The sequence below is a fragment of the Microbacterium terrisoli genome, assembly GCF_030866805.1.
In the GTDB taxonomy this organism is placed as follows: domain Bacteria; phylum Actinomycetota; class Actinomycetes; order Actinomycetales; family Microbacteriaceae; genus Microbacterium; species Microbacterium terrisoli.
In genome coordinates this window covers 3,020,544-3,038,196 of the sequence record NZ_CP133019.1, presented here as the reverse complement: position 1 = coordinate 3,038,196, position 17,653 = coordinate 3,020,544, and the positions used below count along the sequence as shown (strand labels likewise).

Here is a 17,653-nt window from a genome sequence, read left to right as displayed (position 1 = left end):
CGTCCCTTGTGGCCCGGGTGATGACCCGGGCCACAGTGGCGGGCAAGTGAAGGAGAATGAGTCGCTATGGCACCCAGCATCATCAGCATCGACGGCGACGTTGTCTACTATCGCGGCGGGCAGATCATGGATGCCCAGACCGGCTTGCCGACGCCGGAGGAAGCCAGCGACGTCGTCGGCACGACGCAGGAGCACGCGACGGCCGCGTTCATGACGCGCCTGAAGAAGATCGCCGATCAGCTCGGAGACCACACGAACGTCGTGCGCGTCACGGTCAAGGATCATGTCGAGATCATGAAGAAGGCCGCAAGCTCGATGCAGGACAGCGACGAGCACAACGCCGAGTGGGTCAAGAGCCAGGACGAGCTGGTCACCGATGTCGCCAAGTCCACGTCCACGCAGGATGTCGCGGCCGCTGAGAAGACCGTGACCGAAGAGCAGTCCCAGGCGGCGGCCCCGGCAACGGAGGCAACGGCGACCACTGCGCAGACGGCGAGCACCTCTGGTGGACCGACTGCCGCTGCGGGCACGGACGGCACGCCCGACGCCGGAAACCTGTGATGGTGCCATTGCGGAGCATCGGTCGCATGGTCGCCGCCTGTGCGGTGGCGGCGGCCTTGGTGGCCGTGCCGGCAGTGACGGCCCACGCGGCCGATGCCGGGTCGAACTGGTGGTACAAGAGCTTCGGCGTGGCAGAGGCGCAGTCGCAGGGTTGGACCGGTGCCGGCGTGAAAGTCGCGGTGATCGACAACCAGATCAACCCCGACCTTCCCGTGTTCGAAGGCGCCCGGCTGAAGGTCGATGACCGCGCGCTGTGCAAGGGCGGGACAGTGCGGGTGGCCGACTCGGATCAATCGGATGCGGCAAGCCACGGGTCGGATGTCACGGCGCTGCTGATCGGCAACGGCGAGGGCAAGGGACAGGTGCGCGGCATAGCCCCTCGCGCCGAGGTCACCTTCTACGGCGAAGGCATCGGCAGCGGCGTCTGCGACTCCGGAGGCGACTTCGACGGGCGCGACCCGCTCATCGAGGGAATCCACCGGGCCGTGGCATCCGGCGCGCAGATCATCTCGATCTCGCTGGGGTGGGGCGATTACGCGACGCCCGCCGACGACGAGGCGATCGCCGAAGCGCTGGCGGCCGGCGTCGTGATCGTCGCGGCGACCCCGAACTCCGTGAAGGATGCCGAGCAGCTGTGGCCGTGGTCGTTCAACGGCGTCGTCGCGGTGAACGCGATGGATCAGAGCGGGCGCATCCAGCAGGATCAGCGGGTCTCCGGCAAGCAGATCGGCTGGAAGGACACGACGGTCGTCGCGCCCGGTGTCGGCTTTGCGTCGGTGGATTGGCGCAGCGGCACGTGGGTGATCAGCGGGGCCAGCCTCGCCACGCCGCTGACGGCGGGGATCCTGGCGGTGACGGCGCAGAAGTATCCGAAGGCGACGGGCGGCCAGCTGATCCAGTCGTTGATCCGCAACACCGGGCTGAAGGACCACGAGCTGTCCCGCAACGGCGGCTGGGGCTATGGCGTGGTCTCCCTGCGGCACATGCTGCGGGTGGACCCGATGACGTATGCGGACGCCAACCCACTGATGGACAAGTCGAAGGCCCGGCCCACGGCCGGGCAGGTGACCGCGGCCGAGGTCGCGGCATCCGCTGCGCCGGCGGCGACCGCGACGTCGTCGCCGACGCGGGTCATCCCCTCGGATGCGGCATCGTCCACTGCAGCGGGGTTGCCTATGGGCTGGATCATCGGCGCCGTGGTGCTGGCGCTGATCGCGGCCGCGGCGATCGTGATCGTGATCGTGATGAATCGGAAGAAGAGCAAGAGCGTGGGAGGGGCGAAGTGACCGGCATCTGGGAAGACCGACTCAACAACATCGCGTACGGGCTGACGTTCGGCATGCCGAACGCCGATCGGCTCATCTCGAAGATGAAGGATCTCGAGGAGGTGCTCACGAAGGCGGCGAAGGAGCCGGGCGCGACGGGGCGCACCGGCGACGCCGCCGTCGACAGTCTGAACACCGCCGCCGCGCGCGCCCAGGCCATCGCCGACACCACGAAGAGGGTTCAGGAGAAGGTGGAGCAGGCGGCGCAGGTGCAGTATGCGGCCCAGCAGGCCTATCTCAATCTGCCCGACGGGGAGCTGAGCACCCAGACCGCGAACCGCATCAGCAACACTCCCGACGGCGCCGGGGTCAACGTCGACGAAGTCGGCATGTGCCTGATCAAGGGGCCGAACACGTTGGCCGACGTGACCTCCCAGGTCGCCGATCAGCGAGAGAGTGCGGCCAAGAGCGCGGTCGAGAAAGCCAGCGACGACCTGGATGCGATCACGTTTCCGACGGAGATCAGCAGGTATGACTCGAAGCAGCGGGCAGGCGGGTCCACCGGCGGCGGGGGCGGATATCCCGCATCGGGCTCGTCGTCGCAACCGAGAAGCTTCTCCTACTATCCGGACGCGGGCGGGGTCGGCAACGGCGGAGTCTCGCCCGGTTCCGGTTCCGGTACTGGCTCCAGCGCTGGGGGAGGGTCCTTCGACTGGGGTCCCGGAAGCTATCCGATCGTTCCCGGTGGTAGCGGCTACCCGGGCGGTGACGGGTCATACCCCGGCGGCTCGCCGTACCCGGGCGGCGGACTCACGCCGAACGGCCCGGGTTCCGGCGGCACGTCATTCGGAGGCGGCGTCGGAGGTGGCGCCGGTGGTGGCGCCGGTGCCGTTCCCGGTGGTGCGGGATCGGGCCTGCTCGGCGGCGCGGCTGCCGGTGGCGCGGCGGCGGCCGGTGGTGCGGCCCTGCTCGGCGGCGGCCGCTTGGCGCGCGGCGCTGGAGCAGGCGGTGCCGGGGTAGGCGTTCCCGGCGGCGTCGGCGCGACCGGTATCGGCGGCGGCGGAGTGGGCGGTTCGGCCAACGGCGCAGGCTCGCGCGGTGGCGGCCTGCTCGGCGGCACCGGTGCCAGCCAGGGGGCTGCCGCTCGCACGGCAGCGGGTTCGGGTGCCGGAGGCCGTGGCGGCATGATGGGCGCCGGTGGCGCGGGCCAGGGCGCGGGTCGAGACCGTGACCGCCCGGAGGGCCGCGGTCTGGGCGGTCCGATCGCACCGCACCTGGAGGACGATGACCAGCGCGGACCGCGTTCGGAGTCGGCCGGTGCCGGCGGCCGCGACTGACGAAGGCGCAGCTCGGTTCCCGGGCGGCCGGCCGGGCGTCCCGACGCGGATGCCGACGCCGGTGATGGGAGGATGGACGGATGCAACCGGGCGAGACCGCACTCGAGACGCCATCGCGTCGTCGCGTCGCGATCCGTGACGGCGCCGTCAGCTACGCCGTCGTCGCCCCCGTCGACATGACGATGGATGCCGTGCTCGCCCGGATCGGGATCGACCACGGGCCCATAGGTCTGCGCGATCGGACGGGCGCCGATGTCGATCCTGCACGCACCCTGCGCGACTGCGCCGACGGTGATGTCTTCGCCATCGTCGACACCACCGCGATGGTGACTGCTCGGCGGGGCCGCGGCGTCGAACGCGGCGGCATTCGATCCGGTGCCGCCGTCGCAGCGGTGGGTTCTTTCGCGGTGGTCATCGTCGCGCTCACGCCCGTCGTCGTCCGCATCCCCGCCCCCCTCTCGGCTCTGCTCGGCGCACTCATCGCCGTCAGCGCCGTCGCCGCCGGTGTCTTCGCGGTGCGGCGGTCGGCGCCGCCGGAGGCCTCGCCGAGCGAGGCCGACCAGACCGCTGACGGGCTCGGCGCTCTCGGCGGTGCGTATGCGCCGCCCGCGCTGATGTTCGCCGCCGGTCTGCTGATCGCGCCGTGGCTCGCATGGGGCAGCGCGTATGTGGCCGTGATCTGTGCGCTCAGTGCCGTCGCCGTCCTCTCGGCCGGCCTCGCGCTGGTGGCGGTCTCTCCGACGACCTCGGGTGCGCTCGGGGCGATCTCGGGCACCACGGCGGTCGTGGCCGGCGTCTGGCTGCTCGTGCTGATCGTCGGTCTGTCCCCGACGGCCGCGTGCGCGCTGACTCTCGGCCTCGCGCCCCTGGCGCTGCGTATTCTGCCGACGGTGCTGGTCACCGCGCGGCCCGGCATGTTCATCGACTTCGTGAGGTTCCAAGTGCTCCGGTGGAGTGCGCGTCAGCGCGAGCCCGAACCAGCCCGACCCGTCGGCGCTGCACAGGCCAAGGCGATGGTCGCGCGCTCCGATGCGCAATGGCGCGCCGCGACCGCGGTGGTGTGCCTGGCGGCGGCCGTGAGCGCGCCCTTCGCGATCGTCCCCCTGCGCGTCGACGACATGCTGATCCTGGTCGGTCAGATCGTCCTGGCGCTGTGCGTCGCGTTCGCGCTGATGCTGCGCAGCGGTCGCAGTCCGCGGGGTCTGCTGCGATGGATGCCGGGCGCCGCCGCAGTCGTGGTCGTGGTCGCATCGGGCGTCGCCGTGGTCGACGTGGTCGGCCGCGATCTTCTCGGTGCCGTGGCGCTGCTGGTCCTTCTTGCGGCGGTGGTCGTCGCCGCGGTCATCGTCCCGATTGGGCGCGGCATGCGCTCCCTGGCGTGGTCGCGCGTCGGCGACCGCGTCGACGCCGTGGCGGTGGCCTTCGCGCTGCCGGCCGGGCTACTGGTGGCAGGTCTCATCGGTCTGCTGCGCGGGGTGATGGCATGAGCGCGGCAGGCGCAGCCGCGGGCGCCCCGATCACCTGTCCCGGCTGTGGTGCGGCGATGCCGGCCACGGCCGCAGTGTGCCCGACCTGCGGTGCGGCGCGCATCCGTCCGGCGGGCATCGGCGCGCGCCTGGGTGCGCTGACCGTCGACCTCGCTGCGATCGTGATCGTGGCAGCGGTGGTCGCGCTGACCACCCGCTCGCTCATCTTGGCCGGGGTGGCGACGGCAGAGGCTGTGCTGGCGCTGTGGATTCTGCAGGCGCGCACCGGGGCGAGCCTGGGCGGCGCCCTGGTGCGGGTGCGCGTGGTGCGCGTCGACAAGCCTTTCTCCCCCGGCGGAGGCCGATCCCTCATCAGGGGCCTGATCACCACTGCAGGCCTGTGCGTCCTGGTCGTGGGCGCTTGGGTGCAAGAGGCCACGGGTGCGGGCGATCGCAGCGGTCTGCGCAGGTCGTGGGCCGATCGTGCCGCAGGGACCGCGGTGCTGGAAGTGCCCCGCGTCACCGCGCGTGCAGCGGCCGGATCGCCGGTCGTACAGGCGGGCCCCAGACTCCCTCCGACGTCCTTCGCGCCGCGCGCGGCGCCGATCCCCGCCGCGCCGATCTCCGCCGCGCCGGCACAGCCGGCCACGCCGGCCCCGGCGGCGCACCCGACCCCGGTGGCGAACCCAGTGCCGGCGGCGAACCCGCTCCCGTCCGCCGTGCCGCCGCCCGCCGTGCCGGAGCCTGCCGCGTTCGAGCCCTCTCCTCGGCCCGCTGTCGCGCGCGTCGACGATGCGGCATCCGCCCCCGCCCCCACGCGCAGATCGGCCCGCGTGCCGACGATGAGCGTCATTCTGATCTTCGACACCGGGCAGCGCGAAGTCGTGCCCGTGCCGTCCGCCGTGAACCTGGGCCGCAGCCCGAACGAGACCCAGAGTGGAGACGTCGTGATCGTCGTCGACGACCCCAGCCGCACCGTGTCGAAGACCCACGCCCGGCTCGAGAACACGCTCGAAGGCACCTGGGTCACCGAGCTCGGTTCGACCAACGGCTCGGCACTGCTGGACGAGGACGGCAGCGTGCGGGTGCTCACCGCGAACCGGCGCACGTTCGTCGAAGACGGGGTGCGCGTGCGCCTGGGCGACCGGGTCATCACCGTGCGACGCATGACGGGAGCCGACTCGTGAAGGGCGCATCCCGCCTGGCGCCGCCGCGCAAGCCCACTGACCGCATCGTCGTGCAGCCGCCGCCCGAGCTCGTGCCCAGTGAGGGCGGCTCCGGCATCCTGACCTCTCTTCTGCCGATGGTCGGCAGCATCGGGGCGATCGTGATGATCGCCATGAGCAACTCGGGGCCCACCGGATTCATCACCGGCGGCATGTTCCTGCTGTCGTCGCTGGGGTTCGTGGCCGTCAACGGCTGGCGCCAGCGCTCACAGCACACCGCGCAGGTGCTGTCGAACCGGCGCGAATATCTCGCATACCTCGCCCAGCTGCGCGAGAGCGTGCGGGTTGCCGCGCGTCAGCAGCGCCGCCATGACAACTGGGAGAATCCGGCGCCGTCCACCCTGCCGTTCCTGGTTGAAGAGCGGGCGCGGGTGTGGGAGCGCCGGCCCGCCGACGAGCAGTTCCTGCAGGTGCGCGTGGGTACGAGCGACCAGCCGCTGTCGCTGACACTGACCGCTCCCGAGCTGCCGCCGCTGGCCCAGCTGGACCCCGTGGCCGCCTCGGCGGCCCACCGGCTCATGCTCACGCACGAGACGCAGCACGACCTGCCGTGCGCGGTCGGCCTCGGCGACTATGCGCGAGTCGAGATCACGGGGTCCGATGTCGAGCGGGTGCGAGCCCTCGCACGCGCCATGGTCGTCGGCATGGCAGCGCTGCAGGACCCTGAAGACGTCGTGATCGCGATCCTGGCCGGACCCGATCAGCTGGCCGAATGGGAATGGGTGAAATGGCTGCCGCACGCCCATTCGGCGCGCGTGCAGGATCGCCTGGGTGCCGCGCGCATGATCAGTGCGTCGCTGGACGCGTTGAAGGACATGCTGCCGGCGGGCCTGGTCGAGCGAGGGCGGTTCACCCGTGGCGGCACCCCGCCGGCGCCGCACGTGGTGCTGGTCGCCGATGGAGTGGACCTTCCGGTGAGCGATCCGCTGGTGGGCATCGAAGGCGTGCAGGGTGTCACTGTGCTGGACCTGCCCGCGCGCTGGGGTGAGCTGGACGATCCGGCCACGCTTCGTCTGGCGGTGCCGGCAGATCAGGCAGCCGAGGCCGAGATCCTCGATGTGTCGGCCGACGCCCGCATCTTCGTGCCGGATGCGGCGACCGTCGTCGAAGCCGAGGCCACGGCGCGCCGGCTCATGGCGCTGCGCCCCGAGCCGATCGTCACCACCGGCGGGGCGGCTCAGGCATCCGTCGGCCAGCGCGAGCTCGTCGAGCTGCTGGGCCTGCCCGACGTGCGCGACGTCGACCTCGACCGGGCGTGGGCGCCGCGGCTCGAGCGCGACCGGCTGCGCGTGCCGATCGGACAGGACACCACCGGTGCGCCCCTCATCCTCGATCTGAAAGAGGCGGCGCAGCAGGGCATGGGCCCGCACGGCGTGCTGATCGGTGCCACCGGGTCGGGCAAGTCCGAGGTGCTGCGCACGCTCGTGCTGGCGCTGGCGCTGACGCACTCGCCCGAGCAGCTGAACTTCGTCCTGGTGGACTTCAAGGGTGGTGCGACGTTCGCCGGCATGGCCGGGATGCCGCACGTGTCGGCCGTGATCACCAACCTCGGCAGCGAGCTCGCCCTCGTCGACCGCTTTCAGGACGCGCTGCAAGGCGAAGTGGTGCGGCGGCAGGAGCTGCTGCGCGCCGCGGGCAACTTCGCCAACGTCACCGACTACGAGAAGGCCCGCCGCGGCGGCCGCAGCGATCTCGAGCCGCTGCCGGCGCTGCTGATCGTGGCCGACGAGTTCTCAGAGCTGCTGGCGGCCAAGCCTGAGTTCGTCGACAGCTTCATCAACATCGGTCGCGTGGGCCGGTCGCTGGCGGTGCACCTGCTGCTGGCATCGCAGCGCCTCGAAGAGGGCAAGCTGCGCGGCTTGGACACTTACCTGTCGTACCGGGTGGGTCTGCGCACCTTCTCGGCAGCCGAGTCGCGCACGGTCCTGGGCGTGCCCGATGCCTATACGCTGCCGCAGGAGCCCGGCGTCGGCTATCTGAAGGCCGGCACCGATGGTCTGGTGCAGTTCCGCGCCGCCTACGTGTCGGGCAGGCCCAAGAGCCGCCGACCCGTCTCGAGCGGATCCGACGATGTGCAGGCCTCGGCCGTGGACGTCGACGTGTTCACCGCCGCCGCCCAGGAGTTCGACGCCGAGATCGAGTCTTCGGCTCCCGTCGCACACGAGTCGGTGCGCCTCGAGAAGCGCTCCACGTTCGAACTGGCCGTCGAGCGCATGGCAGGGCGGGGACCGGCGGCCCACCAGGTGTGGCTGCCGCCGCTGGCCGAGCCCGCGACCCTCGACCAGCTCATGCCCGACCTCGCAGTGGACCCGCAGCTGGGTCTCATCTCGCGCAGCTGGCGGGATGCCGGGGCCCTCACGGTTCCGATCGGCATCGTCGACGTGCCTCTCGAGCAGCGCCGTGAGCAGCTGACGGTGTCGCTGGGAGGAGCAGCCGGCCACGTCGCGATCGTGGGCGCGCCGCTGAGCGGCAAGTCGACCTCGGCCCGCACGCTCGTGTCGGCGCTTGCCCTGGTCACATCGCCCCTGGAGACGCAGTTCTACGTGCTCGACTTCGGCGGCGGAGCGTTCACCGGACTGCAGAAGCACCCGCACGTGGCGGGGGTTGCCACCCGCACCGACGTGGAGTCGGTGCGGCGGACGGTGGCCGAGGTGGAGGCGATCCTCGACGCGCGCGAGGCGTACTTCCGCGATCACGGCGTCGACTCGATCGACACCTACCGGCAGCGCCGCGCACAGGGCGTCGTCGACGACGGCTACGGCGACATCTTCCTGGTCGTCGACGGTTGGGCGACGGTGCGCGCCGAATACGAGCCGCTCGAGACGCGGGTGCAGACCATTGCGGCGCGGGGCCTCGGCTTCGGCATCCATGTCGTGATCACCGCCAACCGGTGGATGGAGATCCGCGCGAGCATGAAGGACCTGATCCAGACCCGGATCGAGCTGCGGCTGGGGGATCCGAGCGACTCGGAGGTCGACCGCAAGCAGGCCCAGAACGTACCGCGCAACCTGCCCGGCCGGGGCCTGTCGCGCAAGAAGCTGCAGATGCTCGGTGCCCTGCCGCGCGTGGACGGCGACGCCGACCCGTCGCACCTGGCTGACGGTGTCGACGACATGGTCGCCAAGGTGGCTGCCGCCTGGCACGGTCCCGCCGGCCCCAAGCTGCGCCTGCTGCCTCAGCTGATCACGCTGGACGAGGTGCGCACACAGGTGCCTGCCGGTTCGGCGCTCTCACGTCAGGTCCTGCTCGGCGTCGAAGAGGCCCATCTCAGCCCGTTCGGGATCGACCCGCGCAAAGAGCCGCACCTCTTCCTCTACGGCGACAGCGGCACCGGCAAGTCGTCGTTCCTGCGCGGCATCGTGCAGGAGATCACCCGACTGCACGCTGCGAACGAGGCGAAGATCTTCGTCGTCGACTACCGTCGTTCGCTGCTGGGAGAAGTGCCGCAGCCCTACCTCGGCGCCTACCTCACCTCGCATGAGCTGGCCTCGTCGGGCATGGCGGAGCTGTCGGCCTTCTTCTCCGGCCGCATCCCCGGGCCCGACGTGACCCCCGAGCAGCTGCGGCAGCGCAGCTGGTGGTCGGGAGCAGAGGGCTATGTGATCGTCGACGACTACGACCTGGTCGCCACCAGCCAGGGCAACCCGATCGCGGTGCTGCAGCCGCTGCTGGCGCAGGCGTCCGACCTGGGGCTGCACGTGGTCCTGACCCGACGCACGGGCGGTGCCAGTCGGGCCGCGTACGACCCGATCATCCAGCGGTTCACGGACCTGGGGGTCACCGGCATCCTGCTCGGCGGCAACCCCGAAGAAGGCGCCCTCATCGGCCGCGTCAAGCCGGTGCCGTCGGCCCCGGGGCGCGCGCAGGTCGTCAGCCGCAACCAGGGCACCTTCGCGGCCCAGCTCGTGTTCTCGCCGCCGACGGTGATGTAGCGCACCCGCGGTCGGGGTCGGGCGGCGGGCCGCGCGAAGGTCAGGCGGGGAAGGCGCGGCGCAGCGCATCGCGCACGTGCACGATGCCGGGGCGTGCGGCCGCCGACCGCCGGGCGGCGGTGAACAGCTCGCGGGTGGGTGCCTGGGGCAGGTCGACCAGGCGCGCCCGGGGCGGGGCATCCCCCCACACCAGGTCGGGCAGCAATCCCACGGCACGACCGGCGGCGATCAGCGAGACCTGCACCGTGAGGTCGGCGATCTCGAACCGCACGTCTGGTTCGAACCCCGCCGCGCGGCACTGATCGAGGGCCCAGCTGCGCGCGGCGGTGCCCCGCGGCTCCATCACCCAGGCGTGATCGCGCAGGTCGGCAAGGCTCGCGATGGTCTCGTCGGGTGGCAGCGCGAGCCGGATCGGGTCGTGTCCGATCACCTCGCGGTCCAGGTCCGCGCGGTGCGCGCGCGCCGAGCCGGGGTACTGTTCGGCCACCACGAGGTCGAAGCGGCGCGCCGACAACTCGAACAGACCCTCTTCGGGAGGCACTTCGGCGACGTCGACGCGCAGGTCGGGATCGCTGCCGGCCAGCAGCGACAGCGCCGGCCCCAGGATCGCCTGTGCTGCCGTCTGCATGACGGCCACGCGCACGGGCGTCGCGCTGGGCACCAGCCGCTCGAGCTCCACGCGCGCGGCCTCGTCGAGTTCGATCGCGCGTTCGGCGTGGGCGGCCAGCAGTCGTCCCTGCGCGGTCAGCCGCACTCCGCGCCCATCCGGCTCGAACAGCGAGACCCCGGCCTCGCGCTCGAGCAGTGCGAGCTGCTGCGAGATCGTCGACGGGCTGTAGGCCAGCGCGTCGGCCACCGCGGCGAGCGTGCCGCGCAGCGCGAGTTCGTGCAGCATGCGCAGTCGTCGCAGTTCGAACACGGCGCCCCCGTCTCCGGCCGTCGTCACGGCGCCGTCGGCTGCCGCTCATCATCGATAGTATCGATGGGAATTCATCATAGATGATCGCTTTTCATAATGAGTAGGATGCCGCATCCTTGGACTGTGATCCACGATGCGGTGCAGTCTGGAACCATCCGGACAGGAGTGCACATGACTGAGGCAACCATGCCCCTCACCCCCCGGCCCGACGCCCCCGAAATCGCCCACAAGGCGATCGCCCTCGCACAGCGCTGGGTGAACGAGGCGGCAGCGGCCGACGTCGACCCCGCAGCGCAGAAGCTGGCGGGTGTCCTGCAGGACGAGAACGGTCTGCCGTTCACGATCGGGTTCGTCGACGGCGTGATGCGTCCCGAATCCCTCGCGGCGGCGGCATCCAACCTGCGACGCGTCGCGCCGCTGGTGCCGTCGTTCCTGCCCTGGTATCTGCGCGCAGCGGTGCGCGTGGGCGGCGCTGTCGCCCCGATCCTGCCCTACCCGGTGGTGCCGATCGCCCGGCGCGTGCTGCGCGGCATGGTCGGCCACCTCATCGTCGACGCCCGGCCCGACAAGCTCGGCCCCGCGCTGGAGAAGATCCGCGGCGGCGGGCACCGACTGAACCTCAACCTGCTCGGTGAGGCGGTGCTCGGCGAGACCGAGGCCGCACGGCGCCTGCAGGGGGTGCACGAGCTGATCCACCGGCCCGACGTGGACTACGTGTCGGTGAAGGTGTCGGCCGTCGTCAGCCACCTGTCGATGTGGGCGTACGACGAGGTCGTCGACACCGTCGTCGAGCGCCTCGATCCGCTCTATCGCACGGCCGCGCAGTCGGGCACGTTCATCAACCTCGACATGGAGGAGTACCGCGACCTCGACCTCACGATCGAGGTGTTCACCCGCATCCTCGATGACCCGCAGCTCGCCGGCATGCAGGCCGGTATCGTTCTGCAGGCATACCTGCCCGACGCGCTGCCGGCTCTGGACCGACTCACCGCCTGGGCGCAGCGACGGGTGGACGCGGGCGGGGCCCCCATCAAGGTGCGACTGGTCAAGGGCGCGAACCTGGCGATGGAGCACGTCGACGCCGTCATGCACGGCTGGGACCAGGCGCCCTACGACCGCAAGCTCGACACCGACGCGAACTACCTGCGCTGCCTGGATGCCGCCATGCAGCCCGAGCGCACCGCCGCCGTACGGCTGGGAGTGGCCGGTCACAACCTGTTCGACATCGCCTACGCATGGCTGCTGGCGGGCGAGCGCGGCGTGCGCGAGGGCATCGAGTTCGAGATGCTCCTGGGCATGGCGCAGGGTCAGGTCGAGGCCGTCTCGCGCGAGGTCGGCCAGGTGCTGCTGTACGTGCCGGTGGTCAAGCCCAAGGAGTTCGACGTCGCGATCAGCTACCTGGTGCGGCGCCTCGAAGAGAACGCCTCGACCGACAACTTCCTGTCGGCGGCGTTCGAACTGCACGACGACGTCTCACTGTTCGACCGCGAGCGCGACCGCTTCATCGGTTCGATGCAGCGTGCGGCAGACCCCGAGCTGCACACCGGGCCGCTGCGCACACAGGACCGCACCGCCGAGGTGGCCGCGATCGGCGCGCGTGCCGCGGCGCGGCGCCTGCGCGATGCAGTCGAGGTGTCGGACGAGTCGCTCACCGAGGCCGTCTCGGCCATCGCCGAAGACGCGGTGGAAGATGCCGCGGCCGCGCCGCCGGTCACGACGGGGTCGCTGCGCATCACCGGATCCCAGCGGGTGTTCGGCGGTGAACGGTTCACCGAGACCGCCGACTTCGCACCCCGCGAGTCCGGCACTCGCGCCGTGGGCGCGCCCGGATTCGCGAACACCCCCGACTCCGACCCCGCGCTGCCGGTCAACCGTGAGTGGGCGCGCGAGATCCTGGGGCGCATCTCCACCTCCATCGCCGGCGACGCGACGCTGGCGTCGGCCCGGGTGACCGACGCCGACGTCTTGGATGGGATCGTCACACGGGTCAGGTCCGCCGGCTCCGCGTGGGGCGCACGTCCCGCCGTCGATCGCGGAGTGGTCCTGCAGGCCGCCGCGCGCACGCTGGAGGCGCGCCGGGGCGAACTCATCGAGGTGGCCGCCAGCGAGACCGGCAAGGTCTTCTCCGAGGGTGACATCGAGGTCAGCGAGGCCGTCGACTTCGCGAACTACTACGCCGCCGGCGCCCGTGAGCTCGACAGTGTCGCCGGGGCCGTGTTCGTGCCGTCGCAGGTGACCGTCGTCACGCCGCCGTGGAACTTCCCGATCGCGATCCCCACCGGCGGTGTGCTGGCAGCCCTGGCCGCCGGCTCCGGTGTCGTGTTCAAGCCGGCGCCGCAGGCCCGGCGCTGCGCGGCCGTCATCTGCGAGGCGCTGTGGGAGGCCGGTGTTCCCCGTGACGTGCTGGCACTGGTCGACATCGATGAGGGAGATCTCGGACGGCAGCTGATCACACACGACGACGTCGACCGCGTGATCCTCACCGGGTCGTGGGAGACGGCGGCGCTGTTCCGCTCGTGGCGCCCCGACCTGCCGGTGCTGGCCGAGACCAGCGGCAAGAACGCCATGGTCATCATGCCGTCCGCAGACCTCGACCTGGCGGCATCCGATCTGGTCAAGAGCGCGTTCGGGCACGCCGGGCAGAAGTGCTCGGCCGCGTCGCTGGCGATCCTCGTCGGCCCGGTCGCCCGCTCCGAGCGCTTCCGCCGGCAGCTGATCGACTCGGTGCGCTCGCTGCGCGTGGGCCCGCCGTCGGACCCGCTGGCCGAGGTGGGCCCGGTCATCGAGAAGCCGCAGGGCAAGCTGCAGTGGGCGCTGACCACTCTCGCCGAGGGGGAGAGCTGGCTCGTGGAACCGCAGCCGCTGGACTTCGGCCCCGAGACGGCGGGACGCTTCTGGACGCCCGGTGTGCGCGAAGGCGTGCAGCCGGGGTCGCGGTTCCACCTCGAGGAGTTCTTCGGCCCGGTGCTGGGCATCGTCCATGCGCGCACGCTGGCCGAGGCCATCCGCATCCAGAACGGCGTGGCGTACGGTCTGACGGCGGGTCTGTACACGCAGAACCCGCAGGACCTGCAGATCTGGCTCGACGGCGTCCAGGCCGGCAACCTGTACGTCAACCGCGGCATCACCGGTGCCATCGTGCAGCGCCAGCCCTTCGGCGGCTGGAAGCGGTCGTCGGTGGGCGCCGGCACGAAGGCAGGCGGTCCGAACTATCTCATCGGCCTCGGCTCGTGGCGTTCTTCGACCGGTGCTGCCGTGTCCAAGACGCTGCACCTGCGGGGGCTGGACAACCGGCTCACCGAGATCATCGAGGCTGCGCAGCCGTCGATGGACTTCGAGGCCTTCGAGTGGCTGCGGCGCGCGGCGCTGTCGGATGCCGTGGCCTGGGACCGTGAGTTCGGCCAGGTGAAGGATGTCTCGCACCTGGGCGTCGAGCGCAACCTGTTCCGCTATCGCGCTCTGCCGGTCGCCGTGCGCGCGACCCCCGATGCGACACTGCACGAAGTGCTGCGCGTCGCGCTGGCAGGGGTTCGCGCCGGGGGCGCGTTCACGCTGTCGCTGGCCTCGGGGCTTCCCACGGCCGTGCGTCGTGTGCTGTCCGAGCAGGGAGTGGCCGTGTTCGTGGAGACCGACGTGCAGTGGATGCAGCGGGTCGGCGCCTCGCGGGGGGCGAGGGATGCCGCGGCCGCGGCAAGCGGCACGGATGAGACATCCACCCCGCCGCGCGTGCGGCTCGTGGGCCGACCGGACTCCATGGCCCGGCTGCATGCGGCGCTCGCCGAGGCGGTGCACGGCAACCCCGACCTCGCCGTCTACGACAACGAGGTGACCACGGCCGGGCGTCTCGAGCTGCTGCCGTTCCTGCACGAGCAGGCGATCGCGATCACCGCGCATCGCTTCGGCAACCCCGACGACTGGAGTCAGGACATCATCTGAGCGTGCGAGAGCGCGCCAGGCGCGAGTACCAGAGCGCGCTGTCTTTCGGCGTGCGCGCGAGGGTGTCGAAGTCGACCCGGACGAGGCCGAAGCGCTTGTCGTACCCGTACGCCCACTCGAAGTTGTCCAACAGCGACCAGGCGAAATAACCGCGGACATCGGCACCGTCGTCGCGAGCCTGCTGCACCACCGCGAGGTGCCGGCGCAGGTAGTCGATGCGGTCCGGGTCGTGCACGACCGGGTGCCCGTCGCTCATGGTCACCGCATCCGCGAACGCCGCGCCGTTCTCGGTGACCAGGAGCCATTGCTGCGGGTGCTCGCGGTGCATGCGCATGAGCAGCTCGTACAGGCCGCTCGGGTCGATGTTCCACCCCATCTCGGTGTAGGGCCCGGGCTGGGGCAGGAACTGCACCGACGCGGCGCCCGGCCACGGCGACGCCGTCGACGTGTTGTGACCGGCGGAGTGGTTGTTGCTGCCGACGCCGTCCCAGCGGCGCACGCGGCTGGTCGAGTAGTAGTTGACGCCGATCGCCTCCAGCGGCTGGTGGATCCGGGCCAGGTCGCCGTCGTGCACGAACGACCAGTCGGTGACCGTCGCCGTGTCGGCCAGCAGATCGTCCGGGTAGGCGCCTGCGAGCATCGGATCCAGGAAGATGCGATTTCCGACGGCATCGATCTGCCGCGCGGCGTCGACGTCGCCGGCGTCATCGGCGCGGTCGGGGCGCACGACATGCAGGTTCAGCGCCACCGAGAACTGCGCGTCCGCGCGCACCCGCGCCCGCAGCGCCTGCAGGGCGAGCCCGTGTGCGAGGTTCAGATGGTGCGCAGCGCGCAGTGCCGTCACCGGATCGGTGATGCCGGGGGCGTGCACGCCCGAACCGTGCCCGAGGAACGCCGAGCACCACGGCTCGTTCAGCGTCGTCCACATCTGAACACGATCGCCGAGCGCCTCGCCTGCGACAGCGGCATAGTCGGCGAATGCCGCCGCGGTGTCGCGATCCGCCCAGCCCCCGGCATCCTGCAGCGCCTGCGGCAGATCCCAGTGATAGAGCGTGACGACGGGGTGGATGCCGCGGGCCAGCAGCCCGTCGACGAGACGGTCGTAGAACGCGAGACCTGCCGGGTTGGCCGGTGCGCGGCCGCTCGGCTGGATGCGCGGCCACGCGAGGGAGAAGCGGTAGGCGTCCATCCCCAGCGATGCCATCAGGTCGAGATCCTCTTCGAGCCGGTGGTAATGGTCGCAGGCGATGTCTCCGGTGTCGGCGTGGGCCACGTTGCCCGGTGTGTGGCTGAAGGTGTCCCAGATGGAGGGGCCGCGCCCGTCCTCGTGCACGGCGCCCTCGATCTGATACGAGGCCGTCGCCGTGCCGAAGAGGAACCGTTCGGGGAACATGTCGACTCGCCATCCTTCTGTCGCACCGGTCGGTGTGTCACGGGGAAACGACTGCGCAGAGAGTGCTGAAAGCAAATCCTCAGGAACACAACCGAACCGGTTAAGTTAGAATACTGCTCAGATCCTCCTCATGGAAGCGGTGGCCCGTCCCGGGCACCGGAGCGAGGCGGTCGCGGCCGCAGGCCGGCCGTGCGAGACGAAGGAGTCAGGGGTGGAAGCGAAGAAGAAGGCGGTCGCGGCAACCACGATCGCAGCAGCGATGGCGATGCTGCTGGCAGGATGCTCCGGCGGGTCCAGCGGTACCGGCGCCAGCGGCGGCAACAGCGGCACGACCCTCACCTACTGGGCCAGCAATCAGGGTTCCAGCCTGCAGAACGACAAAGAGGTGCTGACGCCGATTCTGAAGGACTTCACGAAGCAGACCGGAATCAAGGTCGACCTCCAGGTGATCGGATGGAACGATCTGCAGACCAAGATCCAGACCGCCGTCACGAGCGGCCAGGGCCCGGACGTCGTCAACATCGGCAACACGTGGGGCACCTCCTTCCAATCGACCGGTGCTTTCGTGCCGTTCGACTCGAAGAACGCCAGCGCGATCGGGGGCCTCGACCGCTTCGTAAAGACCGCGCTGGATGCCGGCGGGGCGCCCGGCAAGACCCCCACCTCCGTTCCGCTGTACGGCCTGGCCTACGGCCTCTACTACAACAAGGCGCTGTTCCAGCAGGCAGGCCTCCAGCCGCCGACCACCTGGGAGGATTTCGTCGCCGACGGCAAGAAGCTCACGCACGGCGCTCAGTGGGGGCTGACCCTCGCGGCGGCCAGCTACACCGAGAACATCCACTTCGCCTTCTTGACGGCGGCCCAGAACGGTGGCGCGTTCTATGACGCCAGCGGCAAGCCGACCTTCAACACGCCCGAGAACGTCGCCGGACTGCAGCGGTACCTCGCCCTCATGCAGACCGACAAGATCGTGAACCCCTCCAACGCGCAGTACGACAGTGACGCGCAGCCCTCGAGCGACTTCGCATCGGGCAAGGCGGCGATGTTCCTCAGCCAGAACAACGCCGACACGACGCTGAAGGCCGATGGGATGAAGGTCGGCGACTGGGGCGTGGTCGCGCTGCCGGCTCCGGCGGGCGCTGCCGCACAGATCTCGACGTTCCCCGCGGGGATCAACATGTCGGTGTTCAAGTACACCAAGCATCTGCCGCAGGCGCTGCAGTTCGTGAAGTACATGACCAGCAGTGCTGTGCAGTCCGAGCTGGCCGTCCCCTACTCGGTCCTTCCGGTGCTGCAGGGGGCCAAGGCGGACTTCACCACCGACGCCGCTGAGGCGAAGGCGTTCATGGACGCCTATCAGAACCACTCCAAGCCGCTGCCGCAGGTGGCCAGCGAGGCCGATTTCGAGAGCACGATCGGCAAGGGGCTGAGCAACCTGTTCGCGCAGATCGCGACGGGCAAGAATGTCACGAACGCGGACATCGCCTCGATGTTGACCTCGGCTCAGCAACAGGTCGAAGCCGCAGGCTGACAAGGGCCGCCGACCGCGCAGCCGGGCACGGACGCCACCTCTCCTCAATGGGGTGAGTGGGTTGCCGTGCCCGGCGGCGGACGCTGG

At 70.7% G+C, this 17,653-nt stretch carries 10 protein-coding genes; 8 read left to right on the top strand and 2 right to left on the bottom strand.

The window, feature by feature from the left end; all coding sequences use genetic code 11:
• Positions 1–66 precede the first annotated feature (66 nt).
• The 6 genes from QU603_RS13710 (at position 67) to eccCa (ending at position 9,787) form a co-directional block, all read left to right on the top strand.
• Positions 67–561, top strand: coding sequence for a hypothetical protein (locus tag QU603_RS13710; RefSeq protein ID WP_308491930.1), 495 nt, complete (start codon positions 67–69; stop codon positions 559–561).
• 26 nt (positions 562–587) lie between these two features.
• Positions 588–1,847: a S8 family peptidase gene (locus QU603_RS13705; RefSeq protein ID WP_308491929.1), complete on the top strand. Its 1,260-nt coding sequence runs from the start codon at positions 588–590 to the stop codon at positions 1,845–1,847.
• Complete coding sequence (locus QU603_RS13700) at positions 1,844–3,163, top strand: hypothetical protein (RefSeq protein WP_308491928.1); 1,320 nt, start codon at positions 1,844–1,846, stop codon at positions 3,161–3,163. Before QU603_RS13705 ends, QU603_RS13700 begins: the two co-directional genes overlap by 4 nt.
• Positions 3,164–3,243: 80 nt before the next feature.
• On the top strand, positions 3,244–4,650 hold the full coding sequence (locus tag QU603_RS13695; RefSeq protein ID WP_308491927.1) for a hypothetical protein: 1,407 nt from the start codon (positions 3,244–3,246) through the stop codon (positions 4,648–4,650).
• Entirely contained in the window at positions 4,647–5,816 is a 1,170-nt protein-coding gene (locus tag QU603_RS13690) for a double zinc ribbon and FHA domain-containing protein (protein WP_308491926.1), read from the top strand. Before QU603_RS13695 ends, QU603_RS13690 begins: the two co-directional genes overlap by 4 nt.
• Positions 5,813–9,787 carry a type VII secretion protein EccCa gene (eccCa, locus tag QU603_RS13685; RefSeq protein ID WP_308491925.1) on the top strand — a complete coding sequence of 1,325 codons (3,975 nt, stop codon included), beginning with the start codon at positions 5,813–5,815 and terminating at the stop codon, positions 9,785–9,787. Before QU603_RS13690 ends, eccCa begins: the two co-directional genes overlap by 4 nt.
• A 40-nt stretch (positions 9,788–9,827) precedes the next feature.
• Here the strand turns inward: eccCa and QU603_RS13680 are convergent, their stop codons facing one another.
• Complete coding sequence (locus QU603_RS13680) at positions 9,828–10,706, bottom strand: LysR family transcriptional regulator (protein ID WP_370655360.1); 879 nt, start codon at positions 10,704–10,706, stop codon at positions 9,828–9,830.
• Between the two features lie 171 nt (positions 10,707–10,877).
• On the opposite strand from QU603_RS13680, the gene QU603_RS13675 reads away from it, so the two are divergent.
• On the top strand, positions 10,878–14,642 hold the full coding sequence (locus QU603_RS13675; RefSeq protein WP_308491923.1) for a proline dehydrogenase family protein: 3,765 nt from the start codon (positions 10,878–10,880) through the stop codon (positions 14,640–14,642).
• Here the strand turns inward: QU603_RS13675 and QU603_RS13670 are convergent.
• Positions 14,635–16,035 (bottom strand): GH1 family beta-glucosidase, encoded by a 1,401-nt coding sequence (locus QU603_RS13670; RefSeq protein WP_308491922.1) that lies wholly within the window; start codon positions 16,033–16,035, stop codon positions 14,635–14,637. The genes QU603_RS13675 and QU603_RS13670 overlap by 8 nt on opposite strands.
• Before the next feature lie 211 nt (positions 16,036–16,246).
• On the opposite strand from QU603_RS13670, the gene QU603_RS13665 reads away from it, so the two are divergent.
• The gene (locus tag QU603_RS13665; RefSeq protein WP_308491921.1) at positions 16,247–17,566 is read left to right on the top strand and encodes an ABC transporter substrate-binding protein; all 1,320 of its coding nucleotides are present in this window, start codon (positions 16,247–16,249) and stop codon (positions 17,564–17,566) included.
• The last annotated feature ends 87 nt before the right edge of the window (positions 17,567–17,653 follow it).